Origin of the sequence: Tetragenococcus halophilus subsp. halophilus DSM 20339 (genome assembly GCF_003841405.1) — a bacterium.
GTDB classification, from domain to species: Bacteria; Bacillota; Bacilli; order Lactobacillales; family Enterococcaceae; genus Tetragenococcus; species Tetragenococcus halophilus.
This window is the reverse complement of the sequence record NZ_PXYA01000001.1, coordinates 1,151,950-1,167,867: the sequence shown is the minus strand read 5'-3', so window position 1 is coordinate 1,167,867 and position 15,918 is coordinate 1,151,950. Positions and strand designations below refer to the sequence as shown.

General features: G+C 36.7%; 12 protein-coding genes and 6 pseudogenes. 7 read left to right on the top strand and 11 right to left on the bottom strand.

The genetic code is table 11. The features are described from left to right. The 5 genes and pseudogenes from C7K42_RS05625 to C7K42_RS05615 all read right to left on the bottom strand — a co-directional run. Positions 1-290: pseudogene (locus C7K42_RS05625) on the bottom strand (pyroglutamyl-peptidase I family protein); the annotation flags it as partial. A gap of 323 nt (positions 291-613) precedes the next feature. Then, entirely contained in the window at positions 614-736 is a 123-nt protein-coding gene (locus C7K42_RS13475) for a 5-oxoproline transporter, DUF979 family subunit (protein WP_249038022.1), read from the bottom strand. 21 nt (positions 737-757) lie between these two features. Further along, a pseudogene (locus C7K42_RS13470) lies at positions 758-1,331 on the bottom strand (5-oxoproline transporter, DUF979 family subunit). Positions 1,332-1,380: 49 nt separating this feature from the next. Then, on the bottom strand, positions 1,381-1,518 hold the full coding sequence (locus C7K42_RS13465) for a hypothetical protein (RefSeq protein ID WP_249038019.1): 138 nt from the start codon (positions 1,516-1,518) through the stop codon (positions 1,381-1,383). Beyond that, positions 1,502-2,205, bottom strand: a pseudogene (locus C7K42_RS05615) (DUF969 domain-containing protein). The gene C7K42_RS13465 and the pseudogene C7K42_RS05615 overlap by 17 nt, the downstream one beginning before the upstream one ends. A gap of 175 nt (positions 2,206-2,380) precedes the next feature. Between C7K42_RS05615 and C7K42_RS05610 the strand changes: the two are divergent. After that, on the top strand, positions 2,381-2,626 hold the full coding sequence (locus tag C7K42_RS05610) for a type II toxin-antitoxin system RelB/DinJ family antitoxin (RefSeq protein WP_061840030.1): 246 nt from the start codon (positions 2,381-2,383) through the stop codon (positions 2,624-2,626). Between the two features lie 499 nt (positions 2,627-3,125). Here the strand turns inward: C7K42_RS05610 and C7K42_RS05600 are convergent, their stop codons facing one another. After that, complete coding sequence (locus C7K42_RS05600) at positions 3,126-3,707, bottom strand: TetR/AcrR family transcriptional regulator (RefSeq protein WP_014123912.1); 582 nt, start codon at positions 3,705-3,707, stop codon at positions 3,126-3,128. Positions 3,708-3,891: 184 nt separating this feature from the next. Between C7K42_RS05600 and C7K42_RS05595 the strand changes: the two genes are divergently transcribed. The 5 genes and pseudogenes from C7K42_RS05595 to C7K42_RS05575 all read left to right on the top strand — a co-directional run bounded on the left by C7K42_RS05595 (position 3,892) and on the right by C7K42_RS05575 (position 11,013). Next, complete coding sequence (locus C7K42_RS05595) at positions 3,892-4,830, top strand: ABC transporter ATP-binding protein (RefSeq protein ID WP_014123913.1); 939 nt, start codon at positions 3,892-3,894, stop codon at positions 4,828-4,830. Beyond that, positions 4,817-5,719 (top strand): ABC transporter ATP-binding protein, encoded by a 903-nt coding sequence (locus C7K42_RS05590; protein WP_014123914.1) that lies wholly within the window; start codon positions 4,817-4,819, stop codon positions 5,717-5,719. Before C7K42_RS05595 ends, C7K42_RS05590 begins: the two co-directional genes overlap by 14 nt. Next, positions 5,712-7,151, top strand: coding sequence for an ABC transporter permease subunit (locus tag C7K42_RS05585; protein ID WP_159459079.1), 1,440 nt, complete (start codon positions 5,712-5,714; stop codon positions 7,149-7,151). Before C7K42_RS05590 ends, C7K42_RS05585 begins: the two co-directional genes overlap by 8 nt. 217 nt (positions 7,152-7,368) lie before the next feature. Then, positions 7,369-9,200: pseudogene (locus C7K42_RS05580) on the top strand (heavy metal translocating P-type ATPase). Between the two features lie 491 nt (positions 9,201-9,691). After that, a pseudogene (locus tag C7K42_RS05575) lies at positions 9,692-11,013 on the top strand (IS1380 family transposase). Positions 11,014-11,380: 367 nt separating this feature from the next. On the opposite strand, the gene pepG1 reads toward C7K42_RS05575, so the two are convergent. The 4 genes and pseudogenes from pepG1 to C7K42_RS05555 all read right to left on the bottom strand — a co-directional run bounded on the left by pepG1 (position 11,381) and on the right by C7K42_RS05555 (position 14,300). After that, positions 11,381-11,524 (bottom strand): type I toxin-antitoxin system toxin PepG1, encoded by a 144-nt coding sequence (pepG1, locus tag C7K42_RS05570; RefSeq protein WP_069028715.1) that lies wholly within the window; start codon positions 11,522-11,524, stop codon positions 11,381-11,383. A 194-nt stretch (positions 11,525-11,718) separates the two neighbouring features. Further along, complete coding sequence (gene pcp / locus C7K42_RS05565; RefSeq protein ID WP_014123904.1) at positions 11,719-12,366, bottom strand: pyroglutamyl-peptidase I; 648 nt, start codon at positions 12,364-12,366, stop codon at positions 11,719-11,721. A gap of 326 nt (positions 12,367-12,692) precedes the next feature. Further along, a pseudogene (locus C7K42_RS05560) lies at positions 12,693-13,612 on the bottom strand (DUF979 domain-containing protein). Further along, positions 13,596-14,300, bottom strand: coding sequence for a DUF969 domain-containing protein (locus C7K42_RS05555; protein ID WP_061840031.1), 705 nt, complete (start codon positions 14,298-14,300; stop codon positions 13,596-13,598). Before C7K42_RS05555 ends, C7K42_RS05560 begins: the two are co-directional and overlap by 17 nt. A 175-nt stretch (positions 14,301-14,475) precedes the next feature. Here C7K42_RS05555 and C7K42_RS05550 point away from each other — a divergent pair, with 175 nt between their 5' ends. Next, positions 14,476-14,721 (top strand): type II toxin-antitoxin system RelB/DinJ family antitoxin, encoded by a 246-nt coding sequence (locus tag C7K42_RS05550; RefSeq protein WP_061840030.1) that lies wholly within the window; start codon positions 14,476-14,478, stop codon positions 14,719-14,721. Between the two features lie 499 nt (positions 14,722-15,220). On the opposite strand, the gene C7K42_RS05540 is transcribed toward C7K42_RS05550, so the two are convergent. After that, a complete protein-coding gene (locus C7K42_RS05540; protein WP_014123912.1) occupies positions 15,221-15,802 on the bottom strand; it encodes a TetR/AcrR family transcriptional regulator in 582 nt (193 codons plus the stop codon). Positions 15,803-15,918: the final 116 nt, after the last annotated feature.

Here is a 15,918-nt window from a genome sequence, read left to right as displayed (position 1 = left end):
TCGGTTGGTTGTCTTCATTATCAGGGATTCGCGCATCGTCAACGTTAATAGCAACTCTTTCTGGCGTAATAGTGAAACGCCCGCCTGCTTGACCAATATTTAAAACGATATCTGGTTGGTGTTTTTGAATCGCTTTTTTACAAACATCGGCTGATTTACCATAAACCGTTGGAATTTCTTCTTTAACAATTTCAGCACTTTAATGGTGTTAGGAAGTTTTTTGACTGCTTCCCACGCAGGATTTATTTTTTCGCCGCCAAATGGTCGAATCCTGTAATTAAAATTTTCATATTACTCTTCCTTTCTTTAATTTTTTTAATAATGAATAATTTTTTATTTCCTTATTCAATATCTTATTTTTGAATAACGCTTTCTTGTTTCATTATTCATTATTTTAATATTGAATAATGCTTCTTGTTTCCACTCTTCAATTTTTCAACAATAAGTAACATTTCTTTTTTTTTTGTTCGTTTTTATCTTTTTTGAATAACGTTTTCTCATTTCATTATCCATTATTTCAGTATTGGATAATGTTTTCTTATTTTATTATTCAATATTTCAATTTTGAATAACGTTTCTTCGTTTCTTTATTCAATTTCCAAGTTTGCTTTAGTTAAAAAGCTAGTACATACATTAAAACGATATGAACTACAATCATAACCAAGGCCATAGGGATTTGCGCTTTGATGACGCCATTTGCATCTTTCATTTCCAACAAAGCAAACCGGCAAGGCATTAAAATTGGCACCCATCGGAGTTAACAAAGTACCACAAAGCCGGCGGTCATGGCTAAACTACCAGCAATCACCGGATCTCCACCTTGGGCGATAACAAAAGGAACACCAATGCCAGCTGTGATGACAGTAAACGCCGCAAAAGCGTTGCCATAGCCATGGTAAACAACACCATCCCTAGACAATAAGCAACAACGCCGAAAAATTGGTTTCCAACTGGGATAAGGTTGGCGATGGCATCAGCTATGACTTCACCAGCTAAATTAAAAATCACACTAAAGCAGCCAATAATTGAGGCAAAATCCCAGTGGTTCCGACAGATTGGAACATACGATCCGTATCGTCCATGATCGTTTTAGGTTTAGCAGAAGTAATGATCACTGCGACAACTAAAGCGACGATAGAGGCCACGCCGATCTACTTGTCCACTAATCGGTATAGGAAACGCCCACTGCTGTTAATGCCAGTACGATGGCAGGAAAGAAAATCCAGCTGCCGATCCGTTCGCGGCTTTTTCTCCTTGTTATCATCTAACTTGGCAATATTACCAATTTTTACTTGCTTAAATAACGTCAAGATGCCAATGATAACTAACATGATACCAGATACAGCATAAGGCAAGAAATTACCGAAAGCAAAATGATTCCTAGAAATAACCAGAATAACCCGTACCGATTCGAGCTGAGTTGGTACGATCTCTAAAAGAACGAATAGAAGTCATCGCAGCTAGAATACCAATTAAAATATAAAACAACTCAAGAATTGTATCAATTGTCTGTGTCATTGTTTAGGTCACCATCCTTTGTAATGCCATACCTTTTAGCTAATTTACGATCATATAACATATTTGAAATCGCAGCTAGTACAAGAGCAATTACAGCCACAATTAGGAATATTGTACAATGCTAGCTTCTGATACATCATAGTTTAAATCTCGCAATGTTCCAGCAATTAACAAAACACCAGAAGCTGCGACAAAAGTATTTTGCCCATAAAAGTTGGCGTAATTTTCATTAGCTGCCGCACGGGCCTTCAGTTCTTCTTTATCTTTATCCGAAATATCACCGTATTTAGTTGCCGCAGCTTGGGTCATAGGATTAACGATAGGACGAACAAATTGTGGATGTCCTGAAATACGAATCCCTAAAAGACCGGCGATTTCCCGGATTGCCATATAAAGCGTTAAAAATTTCCCTGGCGTCATTCCTTTAATTTTTCGGATCAAAATCACCGCTTGTTGACGCAAACCGAAACGTTCTGAAAGACCAATCATCGGTAAAGTTAGTAGAAAAATCGTTACGAGTCGATTTTCCACAAATGCTTGTCCAAAAGCTTCTAAAAAGTCCATTATAGGTATGCCAGATACTAGAGCTGTCGCAAAAGCAGCGAAAACAACGACCGCGATTGTATCTAATTTAAATAAAAATCCTAGTAAGATAATAAAGATTCCAATGAGTTTTATCCACTCCAAAACAAATCCCTCCTTTAAAAATTTCACACAATATAGAATGCTCATGTGTCTAAGTACTTATCCTACCTGAAATTTTGTTATTTTTCACTAATTTCATGTTTATTTTAAGCTGAAATGTTATCTTATTGGATTAAAGCGGTAGCAATTGGTATTCTAGATATAGGAGGCGCTTATTATGACGAACCAAGTACATTTTAGAATGAACGAAGAGGATAAAGAAAAGTTCAGAAAGGTAATGCAAAGCATAGGTTTAGAGCCTAATGAAGCTTATCGTATCTTTGTAAAACGTTCAATTGAAGTAGGCGGAATTCCCTTTGAAGTCTCTGTCCCAAATTCTCAATTAGAAGAAGTAACGAAAAGCCAGGATTATATTGAATTTGAAAACGGGAAGGAAGGTTTGGATTGGTTAAATGAAGAATAGGCCTAAATATAAGTCTGCGTTCGAATGAAAATTTAAAAAGTATTATAAAAATGCTTAAAGGTGATCGTTATGAAAGAGAAGATTTTGAAAGAGTTTATTGGAAACTTTTTTGTGATAAACCTCTGGAATCTCAATATAATGATCACTTTTTAGTCAGCCGGACTGGGGATTAATTTATAAGTATGATGGAGCATTTGTCCGATTTATTGATACAGGCACGCACGCAGATCTTTTTAGCTAAGAGGTAACTTTAACGCTATAACAAAATCGTCTTTGTGTTAGTAATTAATACGGTTAGTTTCGAAATAGGGAGAGGCTCACTTTGATCCTTTGACAAAAATTCTTTTTCATTTCTTTTTTAGAATTTAAAAAAAGAAATGTCATAATTTATTCACTTTTTATCGTTACATTAAAAGTGTACCAACGAAACACCCTGAAACACTTTTTCATTTTTTAACTCCTTTCCCGTCAGTTACCCGCTGGCGGGTCTTTTTATGTTTTATTGTCGCATGTCAAAAAACCAACGCAAAGTGTTATTCATTTCATCTATGACCTCTTTTTTTGAAATCCTTTCTTGATTTTTTAACCACCAAAAAGCCGCTTGTTTAAAGGTACCTAGTAAAACTTGTAGACTAAAGTCGATATTGGTTGGTAGTTGATAGCCCATATCATAGAAATGACGTAACCGTTTTTCTAACTGCTGATGTAGCTTGTCATCTACTGTTTCAAAGATAAAAAAGCTTGTGGCATCAATTTTTAAAGGTAAAAGTACTTTTTGGTACTCGTCGATGGCATCAATCATGGTTTGAAAAAGGGTTGTGAAATAACGGACGGGATGTGCATCATCTGTTTTTTCTTCTACTTTAGCTAGATAGTGTTCTTGTAATGATTGGACAGTAAAATGAAAAAAGTCGTACTTATCATTAAAGTGTTTATAAAAGGTTGGACGACGGATTCTAGCTTTTTGGCACAGTTCATTGACTGTGATTTTATCGAGGGATTTTTCCTTTGTTAATTCTAATAAGGCAGTAATAAGTGCATCATATGTTTTTTGAACACGTAGATCGAGTGAGCTTTCCATGCAAAGATGTTCCTTTCTTAAAATTTTAATAAACAATTTTGGTAAATCTGTCATTTAAGTTCCATATTCTGCCAAGTTGTTTGTTGTAATTTTTACCAAGCCTATTATAATCAATAAATGAACATATGTAAATAAACGGTCATATGTCATTTAACATACTTTTGTAAATGAGGAGCGAAAAGATATGTCAGTGATTGAAGTCGAACAACTAACAAAAGATTACGGTTCTCATCGTGGTGTATTTGATGTATCTTTTGAGGTTGGAGAAGGCGAAGTTTTTGGCTTTTTAGGTCCAAATGGCGCTGGAAAAACCACAACGATTCGTCATTTAATGGGCTTTTCGAAGCCACAATCGGGAGCAATTAAAGTATCGAATAAAGATTCATGGAAAGACGCAGCGGCGATCAAACGGGAAGTCGGTTATTTGCCCGGGGAGTTAGCTTTTCCTAAAAATATGACAGGAAAGGCCTTTATCGATTTTATGGCAAGAGAACGTCAAATTTCAGATATGACCAAGACGGATCATTTAATCGATATGTTTGAATTAGATATTTCTCCTAAATTAGATACGATGAGTTTGGGAACTCGCCGGAAAGTGGCGATTGTGACAGCTTTTATGCATGATCCAGATATTTTGGTGTTGGATGAACCCACCAGTGGTTTGGATCCCGTCATGCAAGAACGCTTCATTGAATTTCTATTAGAAGAAAAAAGAGCTGGCAAATCGATTCTTTTATCGAGTCATATTTTCAGCGAAGTGGATGCAACCTGTGATCGGATTGCCATTATTAAAGAAGGCGAAGTGGTTTCGACGGTGGTTGCAGATGATATTCGGAAAAATGAAAATAAGACTTACAAAATCGAATTTGCTGATGAAAATGAATATCAACGTTTTGTTGACAATACCTCCTTAGATACGACAGTCAAACGACCAAGACAAAATCAGGTGAAAGTTGAAATCAAAGATGAAAATATCAAAGAACTATTTACCGATTTGAGTCAATATCAATTGAATTTTATTACCGAAGAGAAGTTCTCATTAGAAGATTACTTTATGAACTTCTATGATACCAACAAAAGTGTTTCATCTGGAGAAGAGGTGTTGAGCCATGGGATACATTGATTTAGAAAATTTAACCAAGGATTATGGACAAGACAGCGGCGTATTTGATATTTCTCTTTCAATTGAACAAGGAGAAACCTTTGGGCTGGTAGGTATTAACGGTGCCGGGAAGACGACTACTATTCGCCAATTGATGGGTTTTATCAAGCCTGATAGTGGACAAGCTTTTATTAATGGTATGGATACGCAAAAAAGTAGTGCTCAAATCAAACGTTTTGTCAGCTATGTTCCTGGAGAAATCAATTTTCCAGCAGACAAAACAGGTGAAACCTTCTTAAAACGGCAGATGGAAAAAGCCGGTCGCGGTAGTTGGCAACGCTGTAAACAAATCTGTGAAAGACTGCAGTTGGATTATACCGCAGGACTTAAAACGATGAGTAAAGGTATGAAACAAAAAACAGCCTTGGCTGCGGCGTTCTCTTTAGACTCTGATGTATTGATTTTAGATGAACCTTCCACAGGGTTAGACCCTTTAATGCGTGATGTCTTTATTGATTTGATCAAAGAAGAAAAAGAAATGGGGCATACGATATTCTTGTCGAGCCATATTTTTGAAGAAATCGAACAAACTTGTGATCGCGTGGCCATGATCAAAGATGGTCGTATTATTGATCAACTCGTCATGAAGGATCTCCTTCATAATAAAAACAAAACCTATAAATTAGAATTTAAAACGAAGGAAAGCTTCCAACAATTCCAAGCGTTGGGTTATGAGTTGTCAAATGTCAAAGAAGAGGATCTGCAGTTAAATGTCAACATCAATGATAAAGATATCAATGACTTGATGAATGACCTTCAATATTACGATGTTTTATTCTTTAAAGAAATCAAAACGAATTTTGAAGATTACTTTACCAATGTATTCAAGGAGGAAGTCGCCAATGTTTAGTAAACCAATTTTTAAACAAAGTGTACGCAGTAATGGGCCCTTATGGTTAGTCATCACTGCTGTTTTAAGTATACTTATTACTATTTTTATTGTGAGTTTTGATGCGGATGATATCGGTCAGATCGTCAGTGCAGCAGAAGATACGTCCTTTGGTGATCAAGTTTCTGATCTAGGTACCTTAATGGGAACGTTAGAAATGTTTTTTAAGATGGTCGCCATTTTACTTGGTTTAATCTATGGCGTATTTTGCGCCAATAATTTAGTGGTAAGTGAAATCGATAGTGGTTCGATGGCTTATACCTTATCCACACCGATCAAAAGAGGCACGGTCATTTTTACCAAAATGGTTTATATGATTGGTTCCATTATCTTGATGTTTGCTGTCACAGCAGGCGTTGGTATGGGCGTCACAGAAATTGTTCATAATAACCTTTCGGGCAATGCCATTACAGAAGATGTGGAAGAAGCTGCGGCCGCTCTTGATCGCGATCCTTCTTATGTGCGCGATAATCTTTATATGATTAAAGATGACGATTATGCGCTACAATCTGGAGCAGATGCGCGAGGTATGGATGAAACGGCCTATGGCAAATATCTAGATGAAGCGATGAAACGTGATAGTTTGGATAAAGCTTCTGATGAGATTACAGACAGTCGTAAAGATGAATACGATGATGACGACGATATGGATAAAGATGACATCGAAATTACCACAGACGAGTTAGCTGATGATCCAGGCATGATTTTAAACGATAGCGATGCCTTGCAAGAAGGTAGTAAACCTCTAGGTATGAACGTGAATGAATATCGTAATTATGTTAATGATTTAGTGGACGAAAATGAAAATGAAGAAGATGAAGATACAAACGGTCAAATGAACCCATCCGCTGTTTTATCCACAGCTAAAGAAGTCACTGAAAGTGAGCTAGACGTAAGTTCAGCTACGGTAGATGACAATATGAATCTGATGAAAAATGACAATGCGCTAGAAGCCACTTCTGAAGCTACCGATGTTCCAGAAGATCAATTGTCTGATATGATAGATGAATCCATGGTCTCTTCTGCGATTGATTCTGATGAAGGCACTGAATTTGACCTTGAAACCTTTGGCTGGTTGATTTTAGGCTCATGCTTATTGACATTAGCTATGGGAAGTATTTCTTTTTTTGCAAGCACGTTATTCAATCGGACCAATGCGGCAATGGCCGTAGGTGGTGGCTTGCCACTGGCATTTTACATTGTCAGCATAGTGATTGAACAAAATGATAATCTAGAAGATTTGAAGTATATTACGATAACTACTTTATACAATACAAGCGAAATCATTGCTGATGGTGATTTCTTAATTCAAATGGGTGTACTTGCCGTAATACCTGTTGTCTTGTATACAGTTAGCGGATTTATCTTTACCCGTAAAGATTTGCCGCTTTAATAAAAAATAACTTGGGATGAAAAATAGATTCTCTTATCCTCTTATCTAAGAAAATAACTTTTTAGATAAGGGATTTTATTAATTATTTTTTAGAACTATTCTAATAGAAAAAAACATATAAGCTATTGCCAATGATTATCGTTCTCAATTACGGTTTTCTAGTATCAATTGGAAAAAATAAGTGCTAAGCTGGGATGGAAAGTTGGAGGGTGATGAAGTGAGTAATTTTAAAAAATTTGTCCTAACGATTTTTATTGGCATTATTGCTTTAATTATGGAATTTATGTTTAATCAACCGCAAGTTGCCTTTTGGATTATCGCTATTGCAGGAGGCGTCATGGCAATTTCTATGTTTATTGGCATGATTCAGACCTTAAAATCTGGGAAATACGGGGTAGATATCTTAGCGATTACGGCTATTGTCGCCACCTTGTTGGTTGGTGAGTATTGGGCAAGCTTAGTAGTATTGGTAATGCTTACAGGCGGAGACAGTTTAGAAGACTATGCCAGTCATCAAGCGGGTCGTGAATTGCGCACCCTTTTAGAAAATTCACCGCAAGTTGCCCATAAAATCGTGAATGAACAGTTACATGACATTGAAGTAGAGGAAGCCAGTGTCAATGACCTTCTTTTGATTAAGCCAGGCGAAATTGCTCCGGTAGACGGGACAGTAGAGACAGGAACAACGCTGGTGGATGAATCGTCTTTAACAGGAGAATCCCGACCCATTGAAAAATCGGCTGGTGATGAAATAATGTCGGGCTCCATTGTGAAGGATGCTTCAATCCGTATACGAGTAATCAAAAAAGCAAGTGATAGCCAATACCAAAAATTAGTCAAATTAGTGGAGGAATCGAAAGCCAAACCTGCTCATTTTGTACGGTTGGCGGATCGGTACGCAGTTCCTTTTACTTTAATTGCCTATATTATCGGAGGCTTTGCTTGGTTTATTTCTAAAGATCCCGTACGTTTTGCGGAAGTTTTGGTTGTAGCTTCGCCTTGTCCATTAATACTAGCTGCGCCGGTTGCTTTAGTGGCAGGTATGAGCCGTTCGAGTAGAAACGGTATTGTCGTTAAAACAGGAACAACGATTGAAAAATTAGCTAAAGCAAATACCATTGCCTTTGATAAAACGGGAACTTTAACTAAAGGAAAGCTTTCTGTCGATGAAATTCAATCTGAGAATAAGCAACTTTCTGCAAAAGAGTTACTAACTTTAGCAGCAAGCGTCGAACAAGAATCGACTCATATTTTAGCACGATCGTTAGTTGCGCAAGCAAAAGAAGAGAGCCTTCAACTGCGAGCTGTGAAAAACCTACAAGAGGTGACTGGAAAGGGCGTAGAAGCTTTTGTTGCTGGAAAAAAAGTTCGCGTTGGCAATGCTTCATTTGCTGGAAATGGTTTTGTAGGGCAAACGAACAAAACGGTTGTTTATCTTACAGTAGATGAACAGTATGTTGGTTATATTACTTTTAAAGACGTACTTCGTTTAGAAGCCAGAGAAACCATCAATCAATTAAATCAGCTAGGGTCGAAAAAACCGTAATGTTGACAGGTGATGATGCAGAAATTGCTTATCAAATTGCGGAAAAAGTAAATATTTCTGATGTTCATGCTCAATGTTTGCCTGAAGAAAAAATTCAAGTCCTAAAAGATCTAGAAGAAAAGCAACGTCCACTTATTATGGTAGGCGATGGTGTCAATGATGCGCCGGCTTTGGCTACGGCAGATATTGGCATTGCCATGGGCGCGCATGGGTCGACTGCGGCCAGTGAAAGTGCGGATGCGGTTATTTTAAAAGATGACTTAACACGAGTATCAGAAGCCATTCGTTTGTCAAAAGATACCATGAAAGTAGCCCAGCAATCTGTTTTGATTGGAATATTTATTTGTGTAGCTTTGATGTTGGTTGCAAGTACTGGTCTTATACCGGCATTGTTAGGGGCAGCTCTACAAGAAGTGGTGGACACGGTGTCGATTTTGAGCGCTCTGCGGGCAAGAAGGGAAAAAAGCCATACAAGAATGCATATGAAGCCCAGAATAAGTTAACAATTGAGAAAAAGTAGTATAAGAAAGGGTAAAAAGCATGAATAATATCGTACCTGTCTGAGGAGGTTAATGTTTATCGTATCTTATCCACAAAACAAGATTATATTAAAATCTTGAAACTGGAAAAACTTTAGAATGGAAAAAATGTCTATCAAGGCTTTGGTAGGCGTTTTTTTATGGCTAAAAATTTAGCTTTTTTCGCTCATTTGATAAAATACGTACTGATTAAATTCGTGTGATAACGTTGATAAAGCGTTTGTATAAACATTTACTGCGTTGTTTCCTTCTGGAAAACTTCCTTGTTATAGGAAAGAAAATTTTACGAAAAACACTTTATCCTGAATGATTTATAAATTTTTCCCAGGATCATTCAATCCTTGGCATGTGCTTTTTTCTAAAGGTTGAGTTGCTTCACCTTCTGGGTGTACAAAAAGAACGCACTTCGTGTTATTGTAAAGTCAACGAAACATAACAATAAGGAGTGCGTTCTTATGTCTTTCACTTTACAACAAAATTCTCTTACATTCAATAAGCAAAAAGCCATCTTGATCGCCAATGACGGTGGCACCTTAACCAATGACGCGGGGCTCGTCTTACTTTCGGAGTTTCTAAATCAAATTCGTTTTGATTCCCTGTTAGCGCAATACGTTCATATTCCAGAGTATCGTGCCTTCGCCCAACATGAATGGCTGGATGTCGTAAAACAATGGCTATATCAATTGATCGCTGGTTATTCTCGAGACCGAGACGCCAACACCTTACAATATGATCGCCTTTTTAAGGAAGCATTGAAACAAGAACGCCTTAGTTCGCAATTTATGATGTCTACTTTGCTTCATACCTTGACAGAAGAAAATGTTAATCAACTATTACAAGTGGCGAAAAAACTTGGCGATTTAGGCATGGACCAGCAAAACAGCCAACAACTCGTGCTTGATCTGGATTCCACCTGTTGTCCCACTTACGGAAAGCAAGAAGCAGGGGAATATATTTACCACTATGGCCTCAATGGGTATCATTCATTTGTGGCATTTGAAGGTTTAACCGGATTGGCATTAGATGTTCGCCATCGTCATGGCAAATCTTATACCTCCACCCACGCCGAAGATTATCTCGTAGAAATGTTGGCGCATTACCAACAACGTTCGAGTGATCCCACAATGCTTGTACGCGGGATAGTGGCTTTGCCAAACCGGAAATTTATAAACAATGTGAGTGTCGAGGCGCCCATTATGTGATTAAATTGAAAAATAACGTACGGTTGATTCATTATGCGCAACATCTTGTCCAATATACCAACGGTACGGACTACACAAAGTCCGAACATCAATATTTTAAGATGGCTTATCAAGCAGATTCTTGGGACCGATCTCGAACAGTAGCCATCAAGGCTACTCGAAAAGCCGAAACTTTACTTTTTTCCGAATTTCAATTTGTGGTGACCGATTTCGCTCATCTTTCGCCCCAAACCATTTTTCAGCTCTATCAAAAACGAGGGAATATGGAAAACTTCATTAAAGAAATGAAGACCGGATTTTTCGCTGATAAAACGGACAGTCCTTCCTTTTTAGCGAATAAGGTTCGCTTAGCCCTAAGTTTTATCGCCTATAATATCATCCACTTGATGAAACAGCTGACTTTTCCGCAAGAGAAAAAGACGACGGTGATTGACACGATCCGTTTTCAACTATTTCATATTGCTGGAAAAGTCACAGAACACGCGCGTCAAGTGCAAATTCACTTATCAAGTACGAATGTTTACAACACGCTTTTTTGGGAAGTCCTTACACGAATTCAGCGATTGAATCTCTAGTTTACTTTTCCCCTTTTCCTCTTGATAAAAAAGGCTTGGCTTTCATTCTCTAGGAAGAATTTTATCTTTTTTTAGCGTCGTTCGATCATCCCTTTCTATTCTTTATTCAAAAGCGGCGATAAAAAGGGAAAATAACATAAAAGTCACCTCGTTGAACAGTCGAATGCGTTATCCACAAATTTTTATAAATCATTCAGGTTTTATGTTGCTTTTTAAAGTAACATAAAAGTTGAATAGAGTAAGAAAATTTGTTATAATTGTTGTGTAAAGAAGAGTTGTGTAAACAACTCTTCAATAACAGCACCGATTAAGACGGTGGCAGAGTTTGATTAATAAAAAATAATCGTCGTCCTGCTAAAGTTGACGGTTATTTTTTTCTGTCATTTTTTAGCAATTCAACGACTAAAGCAATTAAGGCGATGGTAAATGTACCAAAACCTAAAATTACCTGAATCGTCTCAAATGCAGACAAAAGGCTTCTCCTTTCTTTAGTTTTAGTTAGTACGCACATACGCACCACCTCACTTTCGAAAAAGATAGCCACCGTCATAAACTTTACTGTTACTTAATAAAGTAACATAAAAAATACTGAAGTTCTATATATTCCTTATTATTAAGTCTTTTTTTAATAATCTTTGGCATAACAGACAAATACCGGAAACAAACATTTTTTATGGTGTTTGTTTCCGGTAGTTTTATTACCTATTAATGTGTTTCTCCGCCAACAGCTTTTAAGTCATCTTTATCTCCAAAATTAACAATTGCTTCAATTGTCTTTTCGATACAAAAAGCAATATCAGAAATTTGCATAAAAGGTTGGTTAGGCTTGTTTACAACCTGTTCAGCGATGAAAGGAACATGAATAAAGCCGCCTTTCATATTAGGGAACTCTTTATCAATCATATATTGGACTTGATACATGATATGATTACAAACAAAGGTACCAGCTGAATTAGATACTGCTGCTGGAAAACCGTTATTTTTCACATTTTCTACCATCGCTTTGACAGGTAGCTGTGTGAAATAAGCCGCTTGACCGTCTGTTTGAATCGTTTGGTCAATCGGTTGGTTGTCTTCATTATCAGGGATTCGCGCATCGTCAACGTTAATAGCAACTCTTTCTGGCGTAATAGTGAAACGCCCGCCTGCTTGACCAATATTTAAAACGATATCTGGTTGGTGTTTTTGAATCGCTTTTTTACAAACATCGGCTGATTTACCATAAACCGTTGGAATTTCTTCTTTAACAATTTCAGCACCTTTAATGGTGTTAGGAAGTTTTTTGACTGCTTCCCACGCAGGATTTATTTTTTCGCCGCCAAATGGGTCGAATCCTGTAATTAAAATTTTCATATTACTCTTCCTTTCTTTAATTTTTTAATAATGAATAATACTTTTTTATTTCCTTATTCAATATCTTATTTTTGAATAACGCTTTCTTGTTTCATTATTCATTATTTTAATATTGAATAATGCTTCTTGTTTCCACTCTTCAATTTTTCAACAATAAGTAACATTTCTTTGTTTTTTTGTTCGTTTTTATCTTTTTTGAATAACGTTTTCTCATTTCATTATCCATTATTTCAGTATTGGATAATGTTTTCTTATTTTATTATTCAATATTTCAATTTTGAATAACGTTTCTTCGTTTCTTTATTCAATTTCCAAGTTTGCTTTAGTTAAAAAGCTAGTACATACATTAAAACGATATGAACTACAATCATAACCAAGGCCATAGGGATTTGCGCTTTGATGACGCCATTTGCATCTTTCATTTCCAACAAAGCAACCGGCAAGGCATTAAAATTGGCACCCATCGGAGTTAACAAAGTACCACAAAAGCCGGCGGTCATGGCTAAACTACCAGCAATCACCGGATCTCCACCTTGGGCGATAACAAAAGGAACACCAATGCCAGCTGTGATGACAGTAAACGCCGCAAAAGCGTTGCCCATAGCCATGGTAAACAACACCATCCCTAGACAATAAGCAACAACGCCGAAAAATTGGTTTCCAACTGGGATAAGGTTGGCGATGGCATCAGCTATGACTTCACCAACGCCAGCTAAATTAAAAATCACACCTAAAGCAGCCAATAATTGAGGCAAAATCCCAGTGGTTCCGACAGATTGGAACATACGATCCGTATCGTCCATGATCGTTTTAGGTTTAGCAGAAGTAATGATCACTGCGACAACTAAAGCGACGATAGAGGCCACGCCGATGCCTACTTGTCCACCTAATACGGTATAGGAAACGCCCACTGCTGTTAATGCCAGTACGATGGCAGGAAAGAAAATCCAGCTGCCGATCCGTTCGGCGGCTTTTTCTCCTTGTTTATCATCTAACTTGGCAATATTACCAATTTTTACTTGCTTAAATAACGTCAAGATGCCAATGATAACTAACATGATACCAGATACAGCATAAGGCAAGAAATTACCGAAAGCAAAAATGATTCCTAGAAATAACCAGAATAACCCGTACCGATTCGAGCTGAGTTGGTACGATCTCTAAAAGAACGAATAGAAGTCATCGCAGCTAGAATACCAATTAAAATATAAAACAACTCAAGAATTGTATCAATTGTCTGTGTCATTGTTTAGGTCACCATCCTTTGTAATGCCATACCTTTTAGCTAATTTACGATCATATAACATATTTGAAATCGCAGCTAGTACAAGAGCAATTACAGCCACAATTAGGGAATATTGTACAATGCTAGCTTCTGATACATCATAGTTTAAATCTCGCAATGTTCCAGCAATTAACAAAACACCAGAAGCTGCGACAAAAGTATTTTGCCCATAAAAGTTGGCGTAATTTTCATTAGCTGCCGCACGGGCCTTCAGTTCTTCTTTATCTTTATCCGAAATATCACCGTATTTAGTTGCCGCAGCTTGGGTCATAGGATTAACGATAGGACGAACAAATTGTGGATGTCCTGAAATACGAATCCCTAAAAGACCGGCGATTTCCCGGATTGCCATATAAAGCGTTAAAAATTTCCCTGGCGTCATTCCTTTAATTTTTCGGATCAAAATCACCGCTTGTTGACGCAAACCGAAACGTTCTGAAAGACCAATCATCGGTAAAGTTAGTAGAAAAATCGTTACGAGTCGATTTTCCACAAATGCTTGTCCAAAAGCTTCTAAAAAGTCCATTATAGGTATGCCAGATACTAGAGCTGTCGCAAAAGCAGCGAAAACAACGACCGCGATTGTATCTAATTTAAATAAAAATCCTAGTAAGATAATAAAGATTCCAATGAGTTTTATCCACTCCAAAACAAATCCCTCCTTTAAAAATTTCACACAATATAGAATGCTCATGTGTCTAAGTACTTATCCTACCTGAAATTTTGTTATTTTTCACTAATTTCATGTTTATTTTAAGCTGAAATGTTATCTTATTGGATTAAAGCGGTAGCAATTGGTATTCTAGATATAGGAGGCGCTTATTATGACGAACCAAGTACATTTTAGAATGAACGAAGAGGATAAAGAAAAGTTCAGAAAGGTAATGCAAAGCATAGGTTTAGAGCCTAATGAAGCTTATCGTATCTTTGTAAAACGTTCAATTGAAGTAGGCGGAATTCCCTTTGAAGTCTCTGTCCCAAATTCTCAATTAGAAGAAGTAACGAAAAGCCAGGATTATATTGAATTTGAAAACGGGAAGGAAGGTTTGGATTGGTTAAATGAAGAATAGGCCTAAATATAAGTCTGCGTTCGAATGAAAATTTAAAAAGTATTATAAAAATGCTTAAAGGTGATCGTTATGAAAGAGAAGATTTTGAAAGAGTTTATTGGAAACTTTTTTGTGATAAACCTCTGGAATCTCAATATAATGATCACTTTTTAGTCAGCCGGACTGGGGATTAATTTATAAGTATGATGGAGCATTTGTCCGATTTATTGATACAGGCACGCACGCAGATCTTTTTAGCTAAGAGGTAACTTTAACGCTATAACAAAATCGTCTTTGTGTTAGTAATTAATACGGTTAGTTTCGAAATAGGGAGAGGCTCACTTTGATCCTTTGACAAAAATTCTTTTTCATTTCTTTTTTAGAATTTAAAAAAAGAAATGTCATAATTTATTCACTTTTTATCGTTACATTAAAAGTGTACCAACGAAACACCCTGAAACACTTTTTCATTTTTTAACTCCTTTCCCGTCAGTTACCCGCTGGCGGGTCTTTTTATGTTTTATTGTCGCATGTCAAAAAACCAACGCAAAGTGTTATTCATTTCATCTATGACCTCTTTTTTTGAAATCCTTTCTTGATTTTTTAACCACCAAAAAGCCGCTTGTTTAAAGGTACCTAGTAAAACTTGTAGACTAAAGTCGATATTGGTTGGTAGTTGATAGCCCATATCATAGAAATGACGTAACCGTTTTTCTAACTGCTGATGTAGCTTGTCATCTACTGTTTCAAAGATAAAAAAGCTTGTGGCATCAATTTTTAAAGGTAAAAGTACTTTTTGGTACTCGTCGATGGCATCAATCATGGTTTGAAAAAGGGTTGTGAAATAACGGACGGGATGTGCATCATCTGTTTTTTCTTCTACTTTAGCTAGATAGTGTTCTTGTAATGATTGGACAGTAAAATGAAAAAAGTCGTACTTATCATTAAAGTGTTTATAAAAGGTTGGACGACGGATTCTAGCTTTTTGGCACAGTTCATTGACTGTGATTTTATCGAGGGATTTTTCCTTTGTTAATTCTAATAAGGCAGTAATAAGTGCATCATATGTTTTTTGAACACGTAGATCGAGTGAGCTTTCCATGCAAAGATGTTCCTTTCTTAAAATTTTAATAAACAATTTTGGTAAATCTGTCATTTAAGTTCCATATTCTGCCAAGTTGTTTGTTGTAATTTTTACCAAGCCTATTATAATCAATA

What these genes read in the sequence shown, in the direction of transcription:
- C7K42_RS13465 (WP_249038019.1), bottom strand. Translation starts at nt 1,518, where the DNA reads ATGACACAGACAATTGATACAATTCTTGAGTTGTTTTATATTTTAATT.
- C7K42_RS13475 (WP_249038022.1), bottom strand. Translation starts at nt 736, where the DNA reads ATGCCTTGCCGGTTTGCTTTGTTGGAAATGAAAGATGCAAATGGCGTC.
- C7K42_RS05610 (WP_061840030.1), top strand. Translation starts at nt 2,381, where the DNA reads ATGACGAACCAAGTACATTTTAGAATGAACGAAGAGGATAAAGAAAAG.
- pcp (WP_014123904.1), bottom strand. Translation starts at nt 12,366, where the DNA reads ATGAAAATTTTAATTACAGGATTCGACCCATTTGGCGGCGAAAAAATA.
- C7K42_RS05590 (WP_014123914.1), top strand. Translation starts at nt 4,817, where the DNA reads ATGGGATACATTGATTTAGAAAATTTAACCAAGGATTATGGACAAGAC.
- C7K42_RS05595 (WP_014123913.1), top strand. Translation starts at nt 3,892, where the DNA reads ATGTCAGTGATTGAAGTCGAACAACTAACAAAAGATTACGGTTCTCAT.
- C7K42_RS05540 (WP_014123912.1), bottom strand. Translation starts at nt 15,802, where the DNA reads ATGGAAAGCTCACTCGATCTACGTGTTCAAAAAACATATGATGCACTT.
- C7K42_RS05550 (WP_061840030.1), top strand. Translation starts at nt 14,476, where the DNA reads ATGACGAACCAAGTACATTTTAGAATGAACGAAGAGGATAAAGAAAAG.
- pepG1 (WP_069028715.1), bottom strand. Translation starts at nt 11,524, where the DNA reads ATGTGCGTACTAACTAAAACTAAAGAAAGGAGAAGCCTTTTGTCTGCA.
- C7K42_RS05600 (WP_014123912.1), bottom strand. Translation starts at nt 3,707, where the DNA reads ATGGAAAGCTCACTCGATCTACGTGTTCAAAAAACATATGATGCACTT.
- C7K42_RS05585 (WP_159459079.1), top strand. Translation starts at nt 5,712, where the DNA reads ATGTTTAGTAAACCAATTTTTAAACAAAGTGTACGCAGTAATGGGCCC.